Origin of the sequence: Neisseria sp. HMSC70E02 (genome assembly GCF_001838645.1) — a bacterium.
Taxonomy (GTDB): Bacteria; Pseudomonadota; Gammaproteobacteria; order Burkholderiales; family Neisseriaceae; genus Neisseria; species Neisseria macacae.
The window spans coordinates 6,639-27,948 of sequence record NZ_KV838101.1; the positions used below are offsets into that span (position 1 = coordinate 6,639).

Consider the following 21,310-nt stretch of genomic DNA (forward strand, 5'->3'; position numbering starts at 1 on the left):
CGCCGTACTGGTTTAAAGTTAATCCACTATACCTTCCGTTTCCCATACCGCATACACAAGGAATCCCATTATGGCAGCCTCGCCCGAAGCCAAGTTTACCGAAGAAAAAGTCTTGTGGATTAAACACCATACGCCCAAACTGATGACTTTTGCCATCAGCCGCCCCGAATCCTACCGCTTCTCGGCGGGGCAGTTTTCGCGGCTCGGGTTTCGCGACGGCGAAGGCTTTATCTGGCGCGCGTATTCCGTCGTGTCCGCCGAATACGCCGATACGCTTGAATATTTTGCCGTTTTGATCGAAGGCGGTCCCATGTCCGCGCGGTTTGCCGCCATGAAAGAGGGCGACACCATACTGCTCGACAAAACCGCTACGGGCTTCCTCCTGCCCGAACGCTTTCCCGACGGCAAGGACTTGGTTATGCTCTGCACCGGTTCTGGCATCGCGCCTTTCCTTTCCATCATCGAGCAGCCCGAAATCTGGCAGCGTTTCGACCGCTTGATTTTGGCGCACTCGGTTTCTTTCGCCGATGAACTGATTTTCAGACGACGTGTTGAAGCGTTGAAAGACCATCCGCTGATTGGCGAGTATTTCCACAAATTCCGCTTCGTCCCCATTACCACGCGCGAGGAAACCGAAGGCGCGTTGAGCGGCAAGCGCATTCCCGAGCTGCTGAAAGACGGCAGCCTCGAAACATACGCGGGATTCAAGTTCACCAAAGCGGACACGCGCTTTATGGTCTGCGGCAATCCCGCCATGGTCAAAGACACGTTCCAAGCCCTGATGGACTTGGGCTTCGCCATGCACCGCAACCGCATCCCGGGCGAAATCATGATGGAAAACGGGTTTTGAGCCTGATGATCCGGTAAGGTCTCAATAGAAGCAAAAAAGGTCGTCTGAAAAACGGTTTGCCGTTTCAGACGACCTTTTGTTTGAATGAATGGTTTTGCAGCCGTCGGTGTGGGGCGTGGCTGCTTATTCTTCACGCGGTTCTTCTAAATAATCATCCGCCTGTTGTTCGCGGGATTTCTTTTCTTTGTCCTTCTTTTTGTCCTTGCCGGGAATGGCGGCATTGATTAACGCGCCTGTGCCTTTGACGGCGATTTTACCTGCGGTCATGACGGTGGTGGCGGCCAGATTGACGGCGCTGGTGACGATACAGCCGCTGAGTGCCAAACTGAGGAACACGGGAAGAAGAAGGACTTTTATGTTCATCAATGTTCGCATCCGCATTGATGGTCGTGGTGTCCGCCGCTGCATCCGGAAGCCGCTTCGTGCCAGCTTTCGTCGTCGCCGTCGAATTCTTCCATTTCGTCAAATTCGCCGTTTTCAACCAGCGCGACAAGTTCTTCGAGGCTTTGCGCCCCTTCGACCCAAAAGCAGGGGATATCAGGCGGCGTATCGGGAGCGAGCAGGGCGGCGGTTTGATCATGCCACGCAATCCAATAGCCGTTTTCGGTGTGGACGAATTGGGCATCGGGATGAATGGTTTCTCCGGTCGTTCCGACCAGCATTCTTTCGGCAATGTCGGCTTGGTAGGGTTGAATCTGCATGATGGGTTCCTGTGAACAAAATCAGCTTTTATTGTAACGGAAAATCCATGGCGGATTATAGTGGATTAACTTTAAACCAGTACGGCGTTACCTCTCCTTAGCTCAAAGAGAACGATTCTCTAAGGTGCTGAAGCACCAAGTGAATCGGTTCCGTACTGTCTGTACTGTCTACGGTTTCATCGCCTTGTCCTGATTTAAATTTATAGTGGATTAAAATTGCAATGATACGGCGTTGCCAACGCCCTTATGTACTACCCGTACACGGCGGGCGTTGCCGCCTTGTCTCATTTTTATTTTAATCCACTATAAATCGTCTTTCGAGATGGGGCAAAGCAGGGTTGAATCCGTAGACGACGGTTTCGATATCAGAGGTCGTCTGAAAACAAGCGCGGCGGATTGCGTTCAAATATTTGCCCAATAAAAAAGCAGCCTGTTTCAGGCTGCTTTTTGCATCAAGGGATGTAACGTGTCAATCTTATACCACTTCGGCTTTGGTGATGACTACAGGTTCGGTCGGTACGTCGTCGTGGTAGCCGTGGCGTTTGGTGGCGACGCCTTCGATGGCATCGACCACGTCAAAACCATCGACGACTTTGCCGAATACGGCGTAGCCCCAGTCTTGGACGACGGTTTTGCCGTACAGCTCTTTGGAACGGAAGTTCAGGAAGGCGTTGTCGGCGGTGTTGATGAAGAATTGCGCGCTGGCGGAATGCGGGTCGGAGGTGCGCGCCATGGCGATGGTGTATTTTTCGTTGGGCAGGCCGTTGGACGCTTCGTTTTGAATCGGCTCGCGTGTTTCTTTTTCGTTCATGTTCTCGTCCATGCCTCCGCCTTGAATCATGAAGCCTTTGATGACGCGGTGGAAGATTACGCCGTCGTAGAAGCCGTCTTTGACGTATTGCTCGAAGTTTTTGGCGGTAACGGGGGCTTTGTCGAAATCGAGTTCGATTTTGATGTCGCCTTTGTTGGTGTGCAGGATAATCATGGGTTTCCTTTCGTTAAGAATCTTTTTACAAATGGTGCTGGGCGGAAAAACTTCAAGGTCGTCTGAAAAATATTCTTTCAGACGACCTTGTGGTTATGGTTTTACGGGTTTACATCAGGATGAAATAAGCCCACAGCGCAACCAATACGATACAGAGGACGTTCAGCAGCAAGCCGACGTTCATCATTTCGCGTTGCTTAATCAAGCCTGTGCCGAACACAATCGCATTGGGCGGCGTGGCAACCGGCAGCATGAACGCGCAAGATGCGCCGATGCCGATGACGAATACCAAAACTTGTTCGGGCAGCCCCATTTGCGTGGCGATGCTGGCGAAAATGGGGACGAGCAGCGCGGCGGAGGCGGTATTACTGGTGAACTCGGTCAGGAAGATGATGAAGGTGGCGACTACGAAAATCACCAGCAGCGGATGCGCGGCGGTGAAAGTGGTAGCTACCTGCTGACCCAAGGCTTCGGATGCGCCGGAAGATTGCAGCAGCGCGCTCAAGCTGATGCCGCCGCCGAAGAGCATCAACACACCCCAGTCGGTATTGCGGGCGACTTCTTTCCATTGCGCCACGCCGAATACGACGACGGCAACGGCGGCAATCAGGGCGATGACGGTATCGGGGTTGGAAATACCGAATGCTTCTTTGATTTTGGAGCTGAATACCCAAGCGACAGCAGCAGCGATGAAAATCAACAGTGCAATCACGCGGTGCAGCGTCCAAGGGATAGACTCGGCTTTGACTTCGACGCGTTCGTTCAGATTGGGCTTGAGGATGACGTACATGGAAAACAGCATCAAGGGCAGAATCAACAGCATCATCGGCAGGCCGAGCTTCATCCAGCCGACGAAGTCCAGATTCAGGGCTTTGGCGGCGATCATGTTCGGCGGCGAACCGACCACGGTACCCAAACCGCCGATACTGGCGCAGTAGGCGATGCCGAGCAGGACGAAGACGTAGGTTTTACGTTCTTTTTCTTGGTCGAGGTGGCTCATCATACCCATTGCCAAAGGCAGCATCATAGCGGCGGTGGCGGTGTTGCTGATCCACATGGACAGGAAGGCGGTAACGGCAAACAGCATCAACACGGCGACTTTCATATTGCCGCGCGACAGGTGCAAGAGGTTGACAGCGATTTTGCGGTCGAGGCGCTGCATGTGCAGGGCGGTGGCAAGCGCGAAGCCGCCGAAGAAGATGTAAATCGTCGGATCGGCAAAGCCCGCCATCGCTTTTTTGATGTCCATATCGGGGAAGCCGAGTACGACGGCGAGAATCGGCACCATCAATGCGGTTACCGTAATGTGGACGGCTTCGGTAAACCAAAGCGCAGCAACGAAAATCAACAGCGCGATGCCTTTGTTGGCATCGGTGCTGTAAGGCAGGATGCTGTAAATGCCGAAACAGACGACGGCGGAGATGATGGTGGTCAGCAGGCCTTTAAAGTCGGTAATCGGCTTTTGCGCACTGAGCAGCTCGACATTCTCAGGATGCTGGGTTTTGTCCTTTGCATGTAAGTCCATGGAGTATTCCTCTGAAACATAACGTGAAATCGCTAAAACCGCTGAAGCATAGGCTCATCGCCTGACATTGCTTTTTTATTGATTTCACTGAATCGGTTTTTCTTGTTTCCCGCAGCGGGTTGTTCGCAGGCTTTGGATTTCAGGCAAACAAAGCCGTGCAGCATGGCAATGAGTATATTTGTAATCGGGTGTAGTGTAAATATAATGTTAACAATCGGGCGCGGTTTTTTACGAAAACGGATTGATGGGAAACTAAAAATATCTTTTTGTTGATTTTCAGACGACCTCCTTTGTAGTTAAAGCGTTAAGGTCGTCTGAAATGTCTAAAACATGCCGTTATCGTGATATGATGCCGCATCTTTAACGACGCCGTCACGTCAATGAAAAAAATATTCAAAATCCTCCTGAAAGCCGTGTTGGCATTTATCATCGCCGCCATCCTTTACTTTGCCGCCGCTTACATACTTGGTAAGATTCCGCAGGACAGCATTGAAGCCTCCGATGGCGAGGTAACCCTTTACCTGCACAGCAACGGCGTACACGCCGACATCATCATGCCGCTTTCAGACGACCTTTTCGACTGGACCAGCATCATCAATCCTGCCGACAGTACCGCAGGGCAAGGCGATGCGCCCATCCGCTACGTTGGCATAGGCTGGGGCGAGCGCAATTTCTATTTGAACACGCCGCAGTGGTCGGATTTGACCGCCTCTACGGCAGTACAGGCGTTAAGCGGAATCAACAGCACACTGATTCACGCCATCTACTACCGCGAGCCGCCGCGCGAAGGCGAAAATACCGTCAAATTCACCGTCAGCCGCGAACAATACCGCCGCCTGAGTGCCAACCTGATGCGTCATTTCAAATTGAAAGCAGGCAAAGCCATCCCCGTCGCCGGCGCGCATTACAGCGCTGACGACGCATTCTACGAGGCAGAAGGACGCTACCATCTTTTCAATACGTGCAACAGCTGGCTCAACCGCCGCCTGACCGAAAGCGGCATCAACGGCGTCGTTTGGACACCGTTCCCCGATCCGCTGCTCGACAGCCATCGTACCAATACAGCAGAAAAACCATGAAAACCCTGACCATCCGCCATCTCACGCTCGGCAGCGGACAGCCGAAAATCGCCGTTCCCTTGGTTGCCCGAGACGAAGCAGCCTTATCCGCCGCCCTGAAAAACCTCGAACACGCCTGTTTCGATATTATCGAGTTCAGAGCCGACTATTTCGACCAAGCGGGCAATCCTGAATACCTGATCGCCCAAGCCGAAGCCGTACGCCGCGCCTTTCCAGAAACCCCGCTGCTGTTTACCTTCCGACGCGCAGAGGAAGGCGGCGAATACCCTTGCAGCAAAGCGTATTATTTCGAGTTGCTCGATAAAGCCGCCGTTTCAGGCATCATCGACATCATCGACGTCGAACTTTCCGCCGGCGAGAGCGAAGTCCGCCAAGCGGTTGCTGCCGCCAAGGCGCACGACACCGCCGTCCTGATGAGCAACCACGATTTCCACCAAACGCCCGCCAAATCGGACATCACAGGTCGTCTGAAAAAAATGGAAGAGGCAGGCGCGGACATCTGCAAAATCGCCGTGATGCCCCAAAGCCCCGCCGATGTCCTGACGCTTTTGGAAGCCACTTGGGAAGCCCGTCAAACCGCAAACCGCCCGATTGTTACCATTTCTATGGGCAAACTCGGACTCGTCAGCCGTATCTCAGGTTCAACCTTCGGCTCCGCCATCACATTTGGCACGGCAGGAACCGCCTCCGCCCCCGGCCAGCTCGATTCCGCCAACCTGAAAAACATCTTGGATGTTTTGGAAAACGGCAACACCGCCGGATAACAATAAATACAAAAAAACAAAAGGTCGTCTGAAACAGCGTTCAGACGACCTTTTTAGGATATTCCGCTATAATGGCGGCAATTTGAATAGAAAAGGAAAGTTATGAACCGTCTGTACCCCCACCCGATTATCGCCCGCGAGGGCTGGCCGTTTATCGGCGGCGGTTTGGTATTGAGTTTGCTGGTGTCTGCCTGCTGCGGCTGGTGGTCGCTGCCGTTTTGGATTTTCACCGTATTTGCCCTACAATTTTTCCGCGATCCCGCCCGCGAAATCCCGCAAGACCCTGAAGCGATTTTAAGCCCCGTTGACGGACGCATCGTCGTCGTCGAGCGCGCGCGTGATCCTTACCGTGATACCGAAGCGTTGAAAATCAGCGTGTTCATGAACGTCTTCAACGTCCACTCGCAAAAATCGCCTGTCGACTGCACCGTGACCGCCGTCGAATACAATAAAGGCAAATTCCTCAATGCCGATTTGGACAAAGCCAGTACCGAAAACGAACGCAACGCCGTACTGGCGACTACCGCGTCAGGTCGCGAAATCACCTTCGTCCAAGTCGCAGGCTTGGTTGCCCGCCGCATTTTGTGTTACACCAAAGCAGGCGAGAAACTGACCCGCGGCGAACGCTACGGCTTTATCCGCTTCGGTTCGCGCGTCGATATGTATCTGCCGGTTGACGCGCAGGCACAAGTCGCCATCGGCGACAAAGTCACCGGCGTGCGCACTGTTTTGGCGCGCCTGCCGCTCCAAGCCCCTGAAGCTGCCGTACCGACCGAAACCACCAGCGCCGCACAAGCGGAAACGCCCGCTCCGGCGCAAGCTGCTGCCGAAGTAGTCCAATCCGAAATCGAAGCGGCTGCCGATAAAGTCCGCAATGCCGCAGAGCAGTCATTGAAAGACTGACGGCTGAAAGCTGAACAAGAGGTCGTCTGAAAACCTTTTTCAGACGACCTTGTTTTATCAGAAACGGTAAATACGGTATAATTTGAACCCAACACACATTACACCCGACGGATGGATTTCCCGTCGGTTTTCCCTTTTCAGACGACCTGTACCGAATATCAAAAATCCATCCATGACCGCAAAATCCTCTAAAACCGCATCAAAAACTAAAGCCAAAACAAACGCCAAACCGAGCACGCGCCGTCAAAGCCAGACTAAGGCGCAGACAGAGCCGAACAAGGTTTCCGAGCGTTTGAAGGCTGCCAAAGCGCTGCAAAAAAATGAAGAAAAAAAAGCGCGCCCCGAGCATGTCGTCAATTTGATTAACGACGCGTTGTGGCTCTTCGGGCTGATGGTGACGGTCTTCATTGCCATTTCCCTCGCCAGCTTCCAAATGACCGACCCCGCATGGTCGCGCAGCGTGCCAAAATCGGATGACATCGCCAATTTCGGCGGGCTGTTTGGCGCGTATGTTTCCGATGTCGGCTATTATCTTTTTGGTCTGTCGTTTTGGTGGTGGATCGCCGCTTCGTGCGTTTTCCTCTATAAAAATTTCCGCCCGCTGCAAAAGCGCGAAAACTATAAATCGTACAACCACGGCGTTGCCGCGCTGGCTTTGTTCCTGCTTTTGGTGTGCAGCCCGATTCTCGAATATTTCACCCTTCAAAATACTTTGGACGAAACCCTGCCTGTCGGTGCGGGCGGTTTGGTCGGCGCTTTGGCTGGTTCGGGCTTGGCTTGGCTGCTGGGCAAATCCGGCAGCTTGCTGATTATGTGCGTCATGCTGCTGCTTTCTGTTTCCTTGCTGGCGCAAGTGTCTTGGCTGGAAGTGATGGCGAAAACAGGACGCAATACCGAAAGCCTGTTTTCAGGCATTTGGGGTCGTCTGAAAAAAGCATTGGGCAGACGCAAGGACGACGGCTCGACCGCCGAAGCCTTGGAAACGGAAAACACACGCCGTATGGTGAAAGAAGCCAAAAACATCACCGCCACGCCCGTTACCCCGCTTGCAGGCAGCACCAGCAACCGCAAATCTGTTGCGGTCTCCGTCGCGCCGCCACCCAAAATTCAGGCTTCTTTGTTTGAAGACAACGAGCCGCAACAGACAGGCGAATACCACAAACCCAGCATGAGCCTGCTGCGCCTGCCCAACGGCGAACCCGTCAGCATCAATCCCGCCGAATTAGAGCGCACTGCCGAATTGATTGAATCCAAGTTGGCAGAATTCGGCATCGGCGTGCAAGTCGTTTCCGCCACTTCCGGCCCTGTGATTACGCGTTATGAAATCGAACCCGCACAAGGCATAAAAGGCAGCCAAATCGTTGCCCTGTCTAAAGATTTGGCGCGTTCCATGTCGCTGCAATCCGTGCGCATCGTGGAAACCATCGCGGGCAAAAACACCATGGGCATCGAGTTGCCCAACGAAAAACGCCAAGACGTGATGTTGAGCGAAATCTTGTCTTCGCCCGTGTTTACTGAAGCCAAATCCAAGCTGACCGTCGCGTTGGGTAAAGACATTTCCGGTACGCCCGTCGTCGGCGACTTGGCAAAAATGCCGCATCTTTTGGTCGCCGGTATGACCGGTTCGGGTAAATCCGTTGGCGTGAACGGTATGATTATGTCCATGCTTTTCAAAGCCACGCCCGACGAAGTCCGCTTCATCATGATAGACCCGAAAATGCTCGAATTGAGTATTTACGACGGCATTCCGCACCTGCTCTGCCCGGTTGTGACCGATATGCGTGAAGCGGGGCAGGCGTTGAACTGGTGTGTCGCCGAAATGGAAAAACGCTACCGCCTGCTTTCCCACGCCGGCGTGCGCAACTTGGAAGGCTTCAACCAAAAAGTCGAAGCCGCCAAAGCATCGGGCAAACCCATGCCCAACCCGTTCAGCCTGAATCCGGACGACCCCGAGCCGCTGGAAAAACTGCCGATGATTGTGGTCGTTATCGACGAGCTAGCAGACCTGATGATGACCGAACGCAAAGCCGTCGAGCAACAAATCGCCCGCCTCGCCCAAAAAGCGCGCGCCGCCGGTATCCATATGATTGTCGCGACCCAACGTCCAAGCGTCGATGTCGTAACCGGCTTGATTAAAGCGAATATCCCGACGCGCATGGCGTTTACCGTACAAAGCAAAATCGACAGCCGTACCATCCTCGACCAGATGGGCGCGGACGAGCTGCTGAAATACGGCGACTCCCTGTTCCTGCAACCGGGCAGCGCCGAGCCGACCCGCCTGCAAGGTGCATTCGTTTCAGACGACGAAGTGCATCAAGTCGTCAACTTCGTCAAATCGCAAGCCCCCGCCGACTATATCGAAGGTTTGCTCAGCGGTGAAGCTGCGCTGGAAACCACCAACATTGTTAATCCAAATGCAGGCAGCGATGAATTGTTCGACCAAGCCGTCGCCTACATTTTGGAAAGCAAAAAAACTTCCATCTCCTCCCTGCAACGCCAGTTGCGCATCGGCTACAACCGCGCCGCCAATCTGATGGAAGCGCTCGAAAACGCCGGTGTCGTTTCCCCCGCAGACATCAACGGCAGCCGCAGGATTCTGGCGCAAAAAGACCAGTTGTAATCCCGAGAAAAGTCACAGGTCGTCTGAAAACCGGTTATACCTGTTTTCAGACGACCTTTTATGATGTCGGATTCAATACCTTATTTTATCGGGGCAAAATCGGCCCGTCTATCGACGATATAGTGGATTAACTTTAAATCAGGACAAGGCGGCGGCAATGCCGTACTGGTTTAAAGTTAATCCACTATATTATCCAGTCAATCAAACATTGTGATATACTAGCCAGCTAATTTTCCTGCCTTTTGCAAGCAACGGACGATAAAGCCCCGATGGGTCGGGGCCGCTTTTGCAGTCATCATTGGCAAAAGGATTCCCATTTTTTATTTAACACAACAAATTAAGGTCTTACGATGAGCGTAACTGTTGAAACTTTAGAAAATCTGGAACGCAAAGTAGTGTTGTCTCTGCCTTGGTCCGAAATCAACGCAGAAACCGATAAAAAACTGAAACAAACCCAACGCCGTGCAAAAATCGACGGTTTCCGTCCGGGTAAAGCACCTTTAAAAATGATTGCCCAAATGTACGGTGCAAGCGCTCAAAATGATGTCATCAATGAAATGGTCCAACGCCGTTTCTACGATGTTGCCGTTGCCCAAGAATTGAAAGTTGCCGGCTATCCGCGTTTCGAAGGCGTTGAAGAACAAGACGATAAAGAATCCCTGAAAATCGCTGCGATTTTCGAAGTGTTCCCTGAAGTCGTTATCGGCGATTTGTCTGCACAAGAAGTCGAAAAAGTAACCGCTTCCGTCGGCGATGCCGAAGTGGACCAAACCGTAGAAATCCTGCGCAAACAACGTACCCGCTTCAACCATGTTGAACGCGAAGCCCAAAACGGCGACCGCGTCATCATCGATTTCGAAGGCAAAATCGACGGCGAACCTTTCGCCGGCGGCGCATCCAAAAACTACGCCTTCGTATTGGGCGCAGGTCAAATGTTGCCTGAATTTGAAGCTGGCGTAGTCGGCATGAAGGCAGGCGAAAGCAAAGACGTTACCGTCAACTTCCCTGAAGACTACCACGGTAAAGACGTTGCCGGTAAATCCGCTGTCTTCACCATCACATTGAACAACGTATCCGAACCCACCCTGCCCGAAGTTGATGCCGACTTCGCCAAAGCATTGGGTATCGCCGACGGAGACGTTGCTAAAATGCGCGAAGAAGTGAAGAAAAACGTAGGCCGCGAAGTTGAGCGCCGCGTGAACGAACAAACCAAAGAATCTGTAATGAACGCGCTGCTCAAAGCCGTAGAGCTGAAAGCGCCTGTTGCTTTGGTAAATGAAGAAGCCGCCCGCTTGGCAAACGAAATGAAACAAAACTTCGTCAACCAAGGCATGGCTGACGCTGCCAACTTGGATCTGCCTTTGGACATGTTCAAAGAGCAAGCCGAACGCCGCGTATCTTTGGGTCTGATTTTGGCCAAACTGGTTGAAGAAAACAAACTGGAACCGACTGAAGAGCAAATCAAAGCCGTTGTTGCCAACTTCGCAGAAAGCTACGAAGATCCTCAAGAAGTGATCGACTGGTACTACGCAGAGCCTTCCCGCCTGCAAGGTCCGACTTCTTTGGCAGTAGAAAGCAACGTCGTTGATTTCGTTTTGGGCAAAGCCAAAGTAACCGAAAAAGCTTTGTCTTTTGACGAAGTGATGGGCGCACAAGCCTAATCATCTTCAAAAGGTCGTCTGAAACAGACAACTTGAAAGCACCAAAGCACCCCTTTGGTGCTTTCGCAACATTGACAGGAGACAAAAATGTCCTTCGATTTCAATAATTACCTCGTTCCTACCGTTATCGAACAAAGCGGCCGCGGCGAGCGTGCATTTGATATTTACTCGCGCCTTTTGAAAGAGCGCATCGTATTTTTGATTGGCCCGGTAACCGACGAGTCCGCCAATTTGGTGGTTGCCCAGCTGTTGTTTTTGGAAAGTGAAAATCCGGACAAAGATATTTTCTTCTACATCAATTCCCCCGGCGGCTCGGTAACGGCAGGCATGTCGATTTACGACACCATGAATTTCATCAAGCCCAACGTCTCCACTTTGTGCTTAGGGCAAGCGGCAAGCATGGGCGCATTCCTGCTCTCGGCAGGCGAAAAAGGCAAACGTTTCGCCCTGCCCAACAGCCGTATCATGATTCACCAACCTTTAATCAGCGGCGGTTTGGGCGGTCAGGCATCCGATATTGAAATCCATGCCCGCGAGCTGTTGAAAATCAAAGAGAAACTCAACCGCCTGATGGCGAAACACTGCGGCCGAGACTTGGCAGATTTGGAGCGCGACACCGACCGCGACAACTTCATGTCTGCCGAAGAAGCCAAAGAATACGGTTTGATTGACCAAGTTCTGGAAAATCGCGCTTCTTTGCAGGCTTAAATGTTTGATTTGAGCAATTGAAACACACGCTGACAGAAGACGCGCTGATTATTCCGCTATTTCGCCTGTACAACGGAGCGGCTGTTTTTGATGAGGCTGTTTGGGTAAGGAAAGAGCGGTTTTGTTGAAGCGTCGCTGACGGCGGTGTTTGAATGGATTTGACGAAAAGGTCGTCTGAAAACTTGAAAGACAGGTTTTCAGACGACCTTTTTGATTTGCTGCATTGGAATTGAGATTACGTTAACGACGTTGGTTCGTTTTTGTCTTGTGCTGATAGATGAAGAATCCCGCTGTATGCCTTATTCCGTAAAGAAAGTATGCGCGCCAAGATAATGTTTGGCGTAATACGGGCTGGAGAGTTTTTCGGTTTTGATGGTTTTGCCGCTGCTTGGGGCGTGGATAAATTCGCCGTTGCCGATGTAGAGGCCGACATGGGAATATTGGGATGAACCGCCGGTGTTGAAAAAGACGAGGTCGCCGGCTTTTAATTGGTTGTCGGGGATTTTGCGGCTGGCCGCCGCCATGTCGCGGGCGGTTCGCGGGAGGCTGACATCGAGGGCGTTTTTATAGACGAATTGAATCATGCCGCTGCAGTCGAAGCCGGTGGTAGTGCTGCTGCCGCCCCATCTGTAAGGCGTGCCGATTAGCCCCATGCTGTGCAGCATAAGTTCTTGCGAGCCTTGAGTGCGGTCGATGTTGCTGATGCGGACGGGTTGGACTGTTCGGGCGGTGGTGTGGGTTTTGGTCTTTGGATGATGTTTGCCGGAAAAAAGGCCGCAGGAGGCGAGGGGTAGGATGATGGCGGCGGTCAGGGCGGTGCGGATAATCGGTTTCATGGGATTCCTTTTTAGGGACGTTTCAGACGAGGTTTGGCAAGAGGTCGTCTGAAAAAGGTTTTTCTATAGTGGATTAACTTTAAACCAGCACGGCGTTGCCTCTCCTTGCCGTACTATCTGTACTGTCTGCGGCTTCGTCGCCTTGTCCTGGTTTAAATTTAATCCACTATATTTGTGTGATGGGTTAGTCCGTATTTTTGTTTTGAGGTCGTCTGAAAACTTGAAATACAGGTTTTCAGACGACCTTTCGTTTGGGTCTTACAGCAATCCTTCTATCGGCAGGATGGAGAGGATTTTGGAGGTAACGCGTTTCCAGAATTTGGCTTCCGGCTCGGCGGAGTAGGTTTTTTGGGTGGCGGGGTCGTACCAGTGAAGTTTGTTGTATTTGTCGAGGGTAACCTGATAGGCGTATTTCGGGGTGGTATTGACGAGGGTGCGCTGCATTTCGCCTGCGATTTTGGGGCTTTCGAGGACGACGCCCATTTCGGTGTTGAGTCTGGCGGAGCGCGGGTCGAGGTTGAATGAGCCGATGAAGACGCGTTTTTCGTCCACGATGAAGGTTTTGGCGTGCAGGCTGGTGGCGGAACTGCCGGTCAGACCGCGGTCTTTGGTGGTGGGGACGGCGTGGTTGGGTTGCAGCTCGTAGAGTTTGACACCGACTTTGAGCAGGGGCTTGCGGTATTTGACGTAGCCTGAATGGACGGCGGCGACATCGGTCGCTTGGAGCGAGTTGGTCAGGACGGTTACGTCCACGCCGTTTTGGACGAGTTGGTCGAGCGCGCGCACGCCTGATTTGGTGGGAACGAAATAGGGCGAAACGAGATAGACGCTTTTTTCGGGCGTTTTCAGGGCGTTTTGCATGCGGTCGAAAATGGGCGGTTTGTGGCGGTCGCGGTCCAGCCCTTTGGCGGGGTCGTCGCTGATCAGGCGGGTGTGGACGCTTTGCCAGTCTATGCTGTTGCTCTGCATTTTTTTGTAGAGTTCGGAATTTTCGATGCTGCTGCGGTAGCGGCTGAGGGTTTCGTTTTTGTCTTTGTCGTTGTAACCCAGCTCTTGGAAGCCTTTTTCGATATCGCCTTTTTTGATGATGCTGGCGACAGTGTAGGAGGAATGGCTTGCCCAATAGCGGTCGAAGTCTTGGGAAACTTCGGTCACGACGCGGCCGGTGGCGAGGATGTCGAGGTCGGCGAAGATGGTGTCTTCGCCGACTTTGAAATATTCGTCGCCGATATTGCGCCCGCCGAGGATGGTGGCGCGGTTGTCGGCGGTGAAGGATTTGTTGTGCATCCGGCGGTTGAGGCGGGGGAAGTCGGTCAAATAGCCCAGCGCGCGCCATTTGCGGCGGACGAAGGGGTTGAACAGGCGGATTTCGATATTGGGATGGCTGTCGAGGGCGAGCAGGACGTTGTCCAGGCCGTTGGTGTTGTTGTCGTCCAGCAGCAGGCGCACGCGCACGCCACGTTCGGCGGCACGGTGGATCAGGTTGAACATGAGCTTGCCGGAGATGTCGTTGTGCCAGATGTAGTATTGGAGGTCCAGAGTGTGGTCGGCGGCTTCAATCAGGGCGGCGCGGGCGACGAAGGCTTCGTGCGCGTCGTTGAGCAGATAGACATTGGAAATATCGCCGCCGGTTTTGGCAGTGGCGGTGTTGAGCAGGGCATCCATGCGCGGGGCGGAACGGATGTCGAGGTAGTGGCTTTCAGGGCGATCGTCCAGTGAGGGCAGGCCGGCGCAACCTGTCAGAAAAACCGGAAGCATAAGGATGAGATGGATTTTTTTCATTCTTGAGGGCGTTTCAGACGACCTTTTTCGCTGAAACGATATTTTTATTTAGAAGGGTCGTCTGAAAAGAAGTTCGATGTTTATACGGTTCGCATTTTAACCTATTTTTTTGAAGTCGTTAGGTTGCGTCCGTCGGAAATGTGCAGGCGGCTGAATATGGTGCTGGAGACAAGCGTAATCAAGCCGATGGAAAGCAGGGTAAGGCGGAATGAGAGGTGGAGGTTGCCTGCGGTGAAGCTGCTTTGCGACCAGTTTTGCAGGATAAGCGCGCCGAGCGCAATGCCGAGGCTGATGGCGAGTTGTTGGTTGACCGCCATCAGGCTGTTGCCGCTGCCGGTTTGGTGCGCGCGCAGGTCGGCGATGGTCAGGGTGTTCATGGCGGAAAACTGGATGGAGTTGCAGGTGCCGATGAGGAGCAGCAAGACTATCCAGACGCTTAAGGACGTGTCGGCGTCGGGTAGGGCAAGCAGCATAATCAATATGGCGAGGAGGCGCGTGTTCCAAATCAACACGCTGCGGTAGCCAAAGCGCGACATCAGGGGCTTGATGAGCGGTTTGACAACAAGTGAGGCGAAAGCGACGGGCGCGACCAGCCAGCCGGATACGCTGGCGGCAAAGCCGAACGCGACTTGAAACAATAGCGGCAGCAAAAAAGGGATGGAACTGATGCCGAGCCGGCTGAACAGATTGCCTGTCAGACCCAGCCGGAAGGTGCGGACTTGGAATAAATCCGCTGCATAAATCGGGTTGGCGGCGGTTTTCATGTGGCGGTAGTAGAGCAGGGCAAATGCCGTGCCGCCGAGCGCGAGTAGGAGTGAAAACCAAACCGCACCAGAATGGGACACCATTTCCACTGCCAACATCAAGAGACACGCCGCCGAAGCGAAAGTCAGGTAGCCGCTCAAGTCCAGAACCGTATTTTCGCCTTTGACATCGGGCATAATCCGCCAGCCCAGCAAAACGCCAAGCAGCCCTATGGGCAGGTTCATCAGGAAAATCCAATGCCAAGATGCGTATTCGACCAAATAGCCGCCGACCAAAGGGCCGAATATCGGGCCGATCAGCGCAGGCATGACGGCATAATTGATGGCGTTTAAGAGTTGGGATTTGTCGTACACGCGCAAAATCGTCAGGCGCGGTACGGGTACCAACATCGACCCGCCTATGCCCTGAATCACCCGCGCCATCACCAGCATGGGCAGATTGGCTGCCGCCGCACACAATGCCGATCCGAGCATGAAAATGCCGATTGAACCGAAAAATACGTTTTTAGTGCCGAATCTGTCCACCAAATAGCCGCTTAAAGGAATCAGCAGGGCAACGGTCAGCGTATAAGAAATCGCCGCCAGCTGCATATTGAGCGGCGATACTTTGAAATCTTTGGCAATTTCGGGCAGGGCGGTGTTCAGAATCGTTGCGTCCAGCATTTGCATGAAAATCGCAATTGCCAACAGCAGGGGCAGCCAGCGGGACGGGCGGACGGGCGGCGTTTCCGAAACGTTTGATTCGGTTTTGTTCATAGGGATGAATTGTAACTGATTTGGCAGGAGGTCGTCTGAAAGGCGGCTGGTTCTTTCAGGCTTTGGGATGAGAACCGGATGGCTGCTGGATAAATGGATTTTTGACAGATTTGTTGGCTTGAAGATGAAGAAACGAACGGCTTGCGCCTGTAAAGGGATGCGGCGGGCAGATTATGAGTGGAACATCCATTTTGTCAAAAAGGTCGTCTGAAAACAGGAAAATACCGGTTTCAGACGACCTTTGCGTTTTTAAGCTGCCTCAATTATCAGGCGATTTCGAGCCACATCACTTGGTAGGGGCGCAGCACCAAATCCTGATTCAGTGCCACAGTTTCGCCGCTGATGAGGTCTTTGGCGCGGGCGGGCATGGCTTGCAGGGTGTGCGCGCTGATGGTTTGCGGGTGTTCGCTGAAGTTGCCGAACGCCAACAGTGCGTTGTTGCGGATGTAGCCGATGATGTGTTTGTTGTTGGTGTTGAAAGTAACCAGACGGCCGCCGTTCAAACGCGGGTTGTTTTGGCGGATGTCTATCATGTGGCGCAGGCCTTGATAGATTTGTCCTGCCGCGGTTGACGGGTCGTGGCGCTGTTCGTACAACTCGGCGTTGTAACGCGGACGGTGCGCCCAGCGGCTGTCGTCGCTCTTGTTGCGGTCGTTTGACCAGTCGTCGTCGTTGAGCGTGCCGACTTCGTCACCGAGATAAATCAGGGGTAGGCCGCCGGTACTCAGGGCGATGCTGTACAAAAGTTTGATGCGGTCAACGGCGTGGGGGTCGTGTTGCGCCAAACCAGCCAGTGCGGCGGCAGTACCGCTGACGCGGCAGTCGCCGGTGTTGGGGTTGTATTGGAAAGGGACGCCGCGCGCGAAGCTGCCGTCGAAATGGTTGACGAAGAAGCGGTTGAGGAATTGGCGGTGGTCGTAGCCGTGGATGCCGAACTGCCATGCGTCTTCGTCGGCGAATGTCCAGCCGATGTCGTCATGGCTGCGGACGTAGTTGACCCATGCGGTATGGTCGGGCAGGTTGTGGCGGTAGGAGAGGGCTTGGTGGAGCAGGTTGACTTCGCGGGTGGCGAGGGTGTTCCACAGCAATGCCATTTGCAGCGGGTTGTAGCCGATTTGGCATTCATCTTGTCCGATGTATTGGACGACTTGGTCGGGGTGGACAATGGCTTCGGATTTGAAGAACACGGCAGGTGCGGCGATGCGCATGACGGCGTTGAACGCGCGGATTAAGGCGTGGGCTTGCGGCAGGTTTTCGCAATCCGTACCCATTTGTTTCCAAATGAAGGCGACGGCGTCCATACGCAGGATGTCGACGCCCAGATTGGCGAGGAACATCATTTCACCCGCCATGGCGCGGAATACCCAAGGATTGCTGTAATTCAAATCCCATTGGAAGGAATTGAACGTCGTCCATACCCAGCGTCCGTCTTCCAATTGGGAGAAGCCGCCCGGATGCTGGTCGGGGAAGATTTCGCGCAGGGTGCGGTCGTATTGGTCGGGCATCCAGCGGTCGGGGAAGATATAGTAGAAATTGTCGAAAAGCGGATCGCCGGCGGCGCAGCGTTTCGCCCATTCGTGTTCGTTGGAAGTGTGGTTGAAGATGAAATCGACGACGGCGGAAATGCCCGCTTCGTGCAGCGCGGCAATGACATCGCGCAAATCGTCTATCGTACCCAAAGCCGGATTGACGTCGCGGTAGCTGCTGACCGCATAGCCGCCGTCGCTCTTGCCTTCAGGGCATTTAAACAGCGGCATCATGTGCAGATAGGTCAGCCCCAGCTCTTGAAAATAAGGGATTTTTGCTTTCAAGCCTTTCAAATCGCCCGCGAACAAATCGACATAACACACGCCGCCGACCTGTTTATTGGACAAAATCCAATCGGGGTCATTCTCACGCGCGGCATCGATGGCTTTCAGAGACTTGTCGCGTTGGGAATAGCTTTGCCATGCTTGGGCAATCAGTTGTTCCAGCATGGGCAGGACGGCTTCGTTGTCGTTGTAAACGTTGTCCAGCTCGTGCATCAGCTTGGGAAAATGCTCGTTCAAACGCCGGTCAAACTGTTTCCAGTCTTCGGAAGCTTCGACGGTCGCACGCTGTTTGGGGCTATATTCTGCCAAGGCGCGCTCTTTGAGATGATGCAGGGTCAAATCGACCTGTTGGGTCTGGGTCAACATGATGTTTACTCCGAGTTGAGGTTGGATTTGTTTGGAAGCCTGATTCCTGCTGCCTGCGCCCCTGAAACGCATGCAGGCTTAAGGCAAAATTGAGAAGTCCATCATACTGTAAGAAGCTGTTTGTGCATAGTAGCCTGAAATGGTTGGGAAAATAGGCTTTTAATCGGGTTGGGGTCGTCTGAAAACGGCATGGATTTTTTTATATGGGTTGGAGTGGGTTTGAATGTTTGGTATTTAATGTTAATTGGGTGGTTATTTTTTAGATAAATGGCCCTATTCTTTATGTTTTGAACAATAATTTGCCGCGGTGTCGGCTGTGTATTTATCCAATAAGCAATATTTGGGTATTGGATGAGGAGGTGAACGCATTTATTTTCTTGGGTAAAGGACAACGGGCGTTTTTGAAGAAGATAATTTTGTTTGATGGAAGTCAAAGGTCGTTGATGGGGAAGTTTGGGCGTATTGGCTTGGAAGAATAGGGTGTTGTCCTGACTGAGTTTAAAGAGCGGAAACATCGAAATATAGTGGATTAACTTTAAACCAGTACGGCGTTACCTCTCCTTACCGTACTACCTGTACTGTCTGCGGCTTCGTCGCCTTGTCCTGATTTATGTTAATTCCACTATAAGTTTGAAGGGCATAAACATCGAAACAAAAGGTCGTCTGAAAACGGGAATACTCGTTTTCAGACGACCTTTCGAGCTTTAAAGCGTTAACCGTTTACAGTGGCCATTTCAGCGCGGGATTGCTTTCTATGACGGCTTTGAACTGGTTTTGAATCCGCCCGATGGCTTCGTCGGAATCCGCCTCGAAACGCAACACCAAAATCGGCGTGGTATTCGAGGCGCGCATCAGACCGAAGCCGTCGGGGAATTCTACGCGCAGGCCGTCGATGGTGATGATTTCGGTCGCGCCTTCGAATTTGGCTTTGGCGGCAAGTTCGTCGATAACCTGATGGCCGTTGCTGCCTTCGGGCAGGTCGATGTTGAGTTCGGGCGTGGAAATGCTTTGCGGCAGGTTGTTCAACACTTCGGACGGATTGTCGAAGGCAGACAGGATTTCCAAAAGGCGTGCGCCGGCGTACATGCCGTCGTCGAAGCCGAACCAGCGTTCTTTGAAGAAGATGTGTCCGCTCATTTCGCCTGCAACCAGCGCGCCGGTTTTTTTCATGGTGGACTTGATGAAGCTGTGGCCGGTTTTTTCCATGACGGCTTCGCCGCCGTGTTCTTTAATCCACGGAGCCAGCAGGCGGGTGGATTTGACGTCGAAGATGACTTTCGCGCCGGGATTGCGGCTCAAAACGTCTTGGGCGAAAAGCATGAGCTGGCGGTCGGGATAGATGATGTTGCCGTCTTTGGTCACGACGCCCAAGCGGTCGGCATCGCCGTCAAAAGCCAAGCCGATTTCGGCGTCGCTGTTTTTCAGCGCGGCAATCAAATCTTGCAGGTTTTTCGGTTTGGAAGGGTCGGGATGGTGGTTGGGGAAATTGCCGTCCACTTCGCAGAAAAGTTCGGTCACTTCGTTACCCAAACCTTTGTAGAGCTTGCCTGCGAATGCGCCGCCTACGCCGTTGCCCGCGTCGATGGCGATTTTCATGGGGCGTTTGAGTTTGACGTGGCCGACGATGTGGTTGTGGTATTCGCCGGAGATGTCTTTTTCGGTTACGCTGCCTTTTTTATCGGAAGCGGTCAGTTTGTCGGCTTCGATCAGGGCGAGCAGTTCTTGGATGGCTTCGCCTGCGAGGGTGTCGCCGCCGAGCATCATTTTGAAGCCGTTGTAATCGGGCGGGTTGTGGCTGCCGGTAATCATCACGCCGCTGCCGCCGCATTCGTTGATGGCGGCGAAATAAAGCATGGGGGTAGCGACCATGCCGACATTGAGGACGTTGATGCCGCTGTCGGTAAAGCCGCGCTGGATGTGTTCCATCAGTTCGGGACCGCTCAAGCGTCCGTCGCGTCCGAGTGCGATGCGGGTAATGCCTTTTTCGGCGGCTCGGGTGGCGATGGCTTTGCCGATGAGGTAGGCGGCTTCGTTGGTCAGGGTTTTGCCGACAATGCCTCGGATGTCGTAGGCTTTGAAGATGTCGCGGGCAATGTTTGCCATGATGGTTTCCTTTGTGATTGTGAATGGAAAACGGGCTTATTCTAACATAGGCAAAGGTCGTCTGAAGGCTTTCAGACGACCTTTGGGGGTTATATCAAATAACCATTCACTGCGGTTTCAATCAATTGCCGAAAGTGTTGCATTGATTGATGTCGCCGCTGTCCAAACCGCGTTTGAGCCATGCCATGCGCTGTTCGGACGAGCCGTGTGTAAAGCTGTCGGGAACAACATAGCCCTGTCCGTCTTTCTGCAGGCGGTCGTCGCCGACGGATTCGGCAGCCAGCATGGCTTTGGGGATGTCTTCGGGTTTGAAGATATTATTGTTGACGGCGTAATGCCCCCAAATGCCCGCGTAACAGTCTGCCTGCAATTCGAGTTTGACGGAAAGGGCATTGGCTTCTTTTTTGCCGACCTGCTGCTGCATTCTGTGGACTTGGGGCAGGGTGCCGAGCAGGTTTTGGACGTGGTGTCCGACTTCGTGTGCGATGACGTAGGCAAACGCGGCATCGCTGGCAGAGTTGAGTTTGGTCTGCATATCCCTATAAAAGTCTAAGTCGAGATAGACTTTTTTGTCGCCCGGGCAGTAAAACGGCCCCATTGCCGATTGACCCATGCCGCAGGCGGTGGATGTGCCGCCGTTGTATAACACCAGCGTGGTCGGGGTGTAGGTCCGTCCGATTTGTTTGAAATAGCTGCCCCAAGCTTTTTCAGTGTCGGCGAGGACGACGCGGGCAAGTTCGTTCAGCTCGGCTTCTTCTTGAGGCTTGAGCTGGGAGGTTTGGGTTGAACCCGTACCCATGGAAGGCGTGCCAACCAAGCCGCTCAAATCGACGCCGTAATAAGCGCCAATCAAAACGACGATGATGCCGAGGATGCCGGGCGTTCTACCGCCGCCTCCACCGCCGCTGCCGCGTCGGTCTTCTACGTTTTGACTCTGTTCGCGTCCTTTCCAATCCATCTTGTGTGTTCCTTGTTGTGAAGTGATATGAGGCGGATTATACCGTGAAGGGGCGGCGTGATGCCTGCCTATATGAGAAAAGGTCGTCTGAAAACACCAAACGGAGTTTGAACTGCACCCCAAAAGTTGGACATCCCC

The 21,310-nt window shown here is 53.2% G+C and carries 17 protein-coding genes and 2 pseudogenes; 7 read left to right on the forward strand and 12 right to left on the reverse strand.

Annotated elements, in window-relative coordinates:
• The first annotated feature begins 70 nt into the window (after positions 1-70).
• Positions 71-850 (forward strand): ferredoxin--NADP reductase, encoded by a 780-nt coding sequence (locus tag HMPREF3277_RS08340; protein ID WP_003759677.1) that lies wholly within the window; start codon positions 71-73, stop codon positions 848-850.
• 123 nt (positions 851-973) lie between these two features.
• Here the strand turns inward: HMPREF3277_RS08340 and HMPREF3277_RS08345 are convergent, their stop codons facing one another.
• The 4 genes from HMPREF3277_RS08345 to HMPREF3277_RS08360 all read right to left on the reverse strand — a co-directional run bounded on the left by HMPREF3277_RS08345 (position 974) and on the right by HMPREF3277_RS08360 (position 4,061).
• Complete coding sequence (locus HMPREF3277_RS08345; protein WP_070870775.1) at positions 974-1,213, reverse strand: NF038104 family lipoprotein; 240 nt, start codon at positions 1,211-1,213, stop codon at positions 974-976.
• Positions 1,213-1,551, reverse strand: a complete 339-nt coding sequence (locus HMPREF3277_RS08350; protein WP_003777686.1) for a hypothetical protein — start codon at positions 1,549-1,551, stop codon at positions 1,213-1,215. Before HMPREF3277_RS08350 ends, HMPREF3277_RS08345 begins: the two co-directional genes overlap by 1 nt.
• 475 nt (positions 1,552-2,026) lie before the next feature.
• A complete protein-coding gene (locus HMPREF3277_RS08355) occupies positions 2,027-2,536 on the reverse strand; it encodes a peptidylprolyl isomerase (protein ID WP_003743061.1) in 510 nt (169 codons plus the stop codon).
• A gap of 109 nt (positions 2,537-2,645) precedes the next feature.
• Positions 2,646-4,061, reverse strand: a complete 1,416-nt coding sequence (locus HMPREF3277_RS08360) for an SLC13 family permease (protein ID WP_070870777.1) — start codon at positions 4,059-4,061, stop codon at positions 2,646-2,648.
• Between the two features lie 380 nt (positions 4,062-4,441).
• On the opposite strand from HMPREF3277_RS08360, the gene HMPREF3277_RS08365 reads away from it, so the two are divergent.
• The 6 genes from HMPREF3277_RS08365 to clpP all read left to right on the forward strand — a co-directional run bounded on the left by HMPREF3277_RS08365 (position 4,442) and on the right by clpP (position 11,796).
• Positions 4,442-5,140: a TIGR02117 family protein gene (locus tag HMPREF3277_RS08365; RefSeq protein WP_070870779.1), complete on the forward strand. Its 699-nt coding sequence runs from the start codon at positions 4,442-4,444 to the stop codon at positions 5,138-5,140.
• Entirely contained in the window at positions 5,137-5,904 is a 768-nt protein-coding gene (aroD, locus tag HMPREF3277_RS08370) for a type I 3-dehydroquinate dehydratase (RefSeq protein WP_070870780.1), read from the forward strand. Before HMPREF3277_RS08365 ends, aroD begins: the two co-directional genes overlap by 4 nt.
• A gap of 102 nt (positions 5,905-6,006) precedes the next feature.
• On the forward strand, positions 6,007-6,807 hold the full coding sequence (locus HMPREF3277_RS08375) for a phosphatidylserine decarboxylase (RefSeq protein ID WP_070870782.1): 801 nt from the start codon (positions 6,007-6,009) through the stop codon (positions 6,805-6,807).
• Positions 6,808-6,979: 172 nt separating this feature from the next.
• Positions 6,980-9,427: a DNA translocase FtsK gene (locus tag HMPREF3277_RS08380; RefSeq protein WP_070870784.1), complete on the forward strand. Its 2,448-nt coding sequence runs from the start codon at positions 6,980-6,982 to the stop codon at positions 9,425-9,427.
• 350 nt (positions 9,428-9,777) lie between these two features.
• Entirely contained in the window at positions 9,778-11,088 is a 1,311-nt protein-coding gene (tig, locus tag HMPREF3277_RS08385) for a trigger factor (RefSeq protein ID WP_003762579.1), read from the forward strand.
• An 87-nt stretch (positions 11,089-11,175) separates the two neighbouring features.
• A complete protein-coding gene (gene clpP, locus HMPREF3277_RS08390; RefSeq protein ID WP_003742152.1) occupies positions 11,176-11,796 on the forward strand; it encodes an ATP-dependent Clp endopeptidase proteolytic subunit ClpP in 621 nt (206 codons plus the stop codon).
• Between the two features lie 299 nt (positions 11,797-12,095).
• Here clpP and HMPREF3277_RS08395 read toward each other — a convergent pair whose 3' ends face one another.
• From HMPREF3277_RS08395 to HMPREF3277_RS08425, 8 genes and pseudogenes are all read right to left on the reverse strand, one after another.
• Positions 12,096-12,632, reverse strand: coding sequence for a C40 family peptidase (locus tag HMPREF3277_RS08395; protein ID WP_003762586.1), 537 nt, complete (start codon positions 12,630-12,632; stop codon positions 12,096-12,098).
• Positions 12,633-12,698: 66 nt separating this feature from the next.
• Positions 12,699-12,806 (reverse strand): annotated as a pseudogene (locus HMPREF3277_RS15350) (IS5/IS1182 family transposase); the annotation flags it as partial.
• 84 nt (positions 12,807-12,890) lie between these two features.
• On the reverse strand, positions 12,891-14,414 hold the full coding sequence (locus HMPREF3277_RS08400) for a phospholipase D family protein (protein WP_003765285.1): 1,524 nt from the start codon (positions 14,412-14,414) through the stop codon (positions 12,891-12,893).
• A 101-nt stretch (positions 14,415-14,515) separates the two neighbouring features.
• On the reverse strand, positions 14,516-15,934 hold the full coding sequence (locus HMPREF3277_RS08405; RefSeq protein ID WP_070870786.1) for an MFS transporter: 1,419 nt from the start codon (positions 15,932-15,934) through the stop codon (positions 14,516-14,518).
• A 266-nt stretch (positions 15,935-16,200) separates the two neighbouring features.
• Entirely contained in the window at positions 16,201-18,111 is a 1,911-nt protein-coding gene (locus HMPREF3277_RS08410) for an alpha-amylase family protein (RefSeq protein WP_049231138.1), read from the reverse strand.
• Positions 18,112-18,675: 564 nt separating this feature from the next.
• A pseudogene (locus tag HMPREF3277_RS15355) lies at positions 18,676-18,738 on the reverse strand (transposase); the annotation flags it as partial.
• 93 nt (positions 18,739-18,831) lie between these two features.
• Positions 18,832-20,214: a phosphomannomutase/phosphoglucomutase gene (locus HMPREF3277_RS08420; protein ID WP_070870787.1), complete on the reverse strand. Its 1,383-nt coding sequence runs from the start codon at positions 20,212-20,214 to the stop codon at positions 18,832-18,834.
• A gap of 121 nt (positions 20,215-20,335) precedes the next feature.
• On the reverse strand, positions 20,336-21,172 hold the full coding sequence (locus HMPREF3277_RS08425) for a KPN_02809 family neutral zinc metallopeptidase (protein WP_070870789.1): 837 nt from the start codon (positions 21,170-21,172) through the stop codon (positions 20,336-20,338).
• Positions 21,173-21,310: the final 138 nt, after the last annotated feature.

Excerpts from the sequence above, each read along its gene's own strand:
- HMPREF3277_RS08365 (WP_070870779.1), top strand. The coding sequence starts at position 4,442 with ATGAAAAAAATATTCAAAATCCTCCTGAAAGCCGTGTTGGCATTTATC.
- HMPREF3277_RS08355 (WP_003743061.1), bottom strand. The coding sequence starts at position 2,536 with ATGATTATCCTGCACACCAACAAAGGCGACATCAAAATCGAACTCGAT.
- HMPREF3277_RS08380 (WP_070870784.1), top strand. The coding sequence starts at position 6,980 with ATGACCGCAAAATCCTCTAAAACCGCATCAAAAACTAAAGCCAAAACA.
- clpP (WP_003742152.1), top strand. The coding sequence starts at position 11,176 with ATGTCCTTCGATTTCAATAATTACCTCGTTCCTACCGTTATCGAACAA.
- HMPREF3277_RS08375 (WP_070870782.1), top strand. The coding sequence starts at position 6,007 with ATGAACCGTCTGTACCCCCACCCGATTATCGCCCGCGAGGGCTGGCCG.
- HMPREF3277_RS08400 (WP_003765285.1), bottom strand. The coding sequence starts at position 14,414 with ATGAAAAAAATCCATCTCATCCTTATGCTTCCGGTTTTTCTGACAGGT.
- HMPREF3277_RS08340 (WP_003759677.1), top strand. The coding sequence starts at position 71 with ATGGCAGCCTCGCCCGAAGCCAAGTTTACCGAAGAAAAAGTCTTGTGG.
- HMPREF3277_RS08420 (WP_070870787.1), bottom strand. The coding sequence starts at position 20,214 with ATGGCAAACATTGCCCGCGACATCTTCAAAGCCTACGACATCCGAGGC.
- HMPREF3277_RS08360 (WP_070870777.1), bottom strand. The coding sequence starts at position 4,061 with ATGGACTTACATGCAAAGGACAAAACCCAGCATCCTGAGAATGTCGAG.
- HMPREF3277_RS08395 (WP_003762586.1), bottom strand. The coding sequence starts at position 12,632 with ATGAAACCGATTATCCGCACCGCCCTGACCGCCGCCATCATCCTACCC.
- HMPREF3277_RS08350 (WP_003777686.1), bottom strand. The coding sequence starts at position 1,551 with ATGCAGATTCAACCCTACCAAGCCGACATTGCCGAAAGAATGCTGGTC.
- HMPREF3277_RS08405 (WP_070870786.1), bottom strand. The coding sequence starts at position 15,934 with ATGAACAAAACCGAATCAAACGTTTCGGAAACGCCGCCCGTCCGCCCG.
- aroD (WP_070870780.1), top strand. The coding sequence starts at position 5,137 with ATGAAAACCCTGACCATCCGCCATCTCACGCTCGGCAGCGGACAGCCG.
- HMPREF3277_RS08410 (WP_049231138.1), bottom strand. The coding sequence starts at position 18,111 with ATGTTGACCCAGACCCAACAGGTCGATTTGACCCTGCATCATCTCAAA.
- tig (WP_003762579.1), top strand. The coding sequence starts at position 9,778 with ATGAGCGTAACTGTTGAAACTTTAGAAAATCTGGAACGCAAAGTAGTG.
- HMPREF3277_RS08425 (WP_070870789.1), bottom strand. The coding sequence starts at position 21,172 with ATGGATTGGAAAGGACGCGAACAGAGTCAAAACGTAGAAGACCGACGC.
- HMPREF3277_RS08345 (WP_070870775.1), bottom strand. The coding sequence starts at position 1,213 with ATGAACATAAAAGTCCTTCTTCTTCCCGTGTTCCTCAGTTTGGCACTC.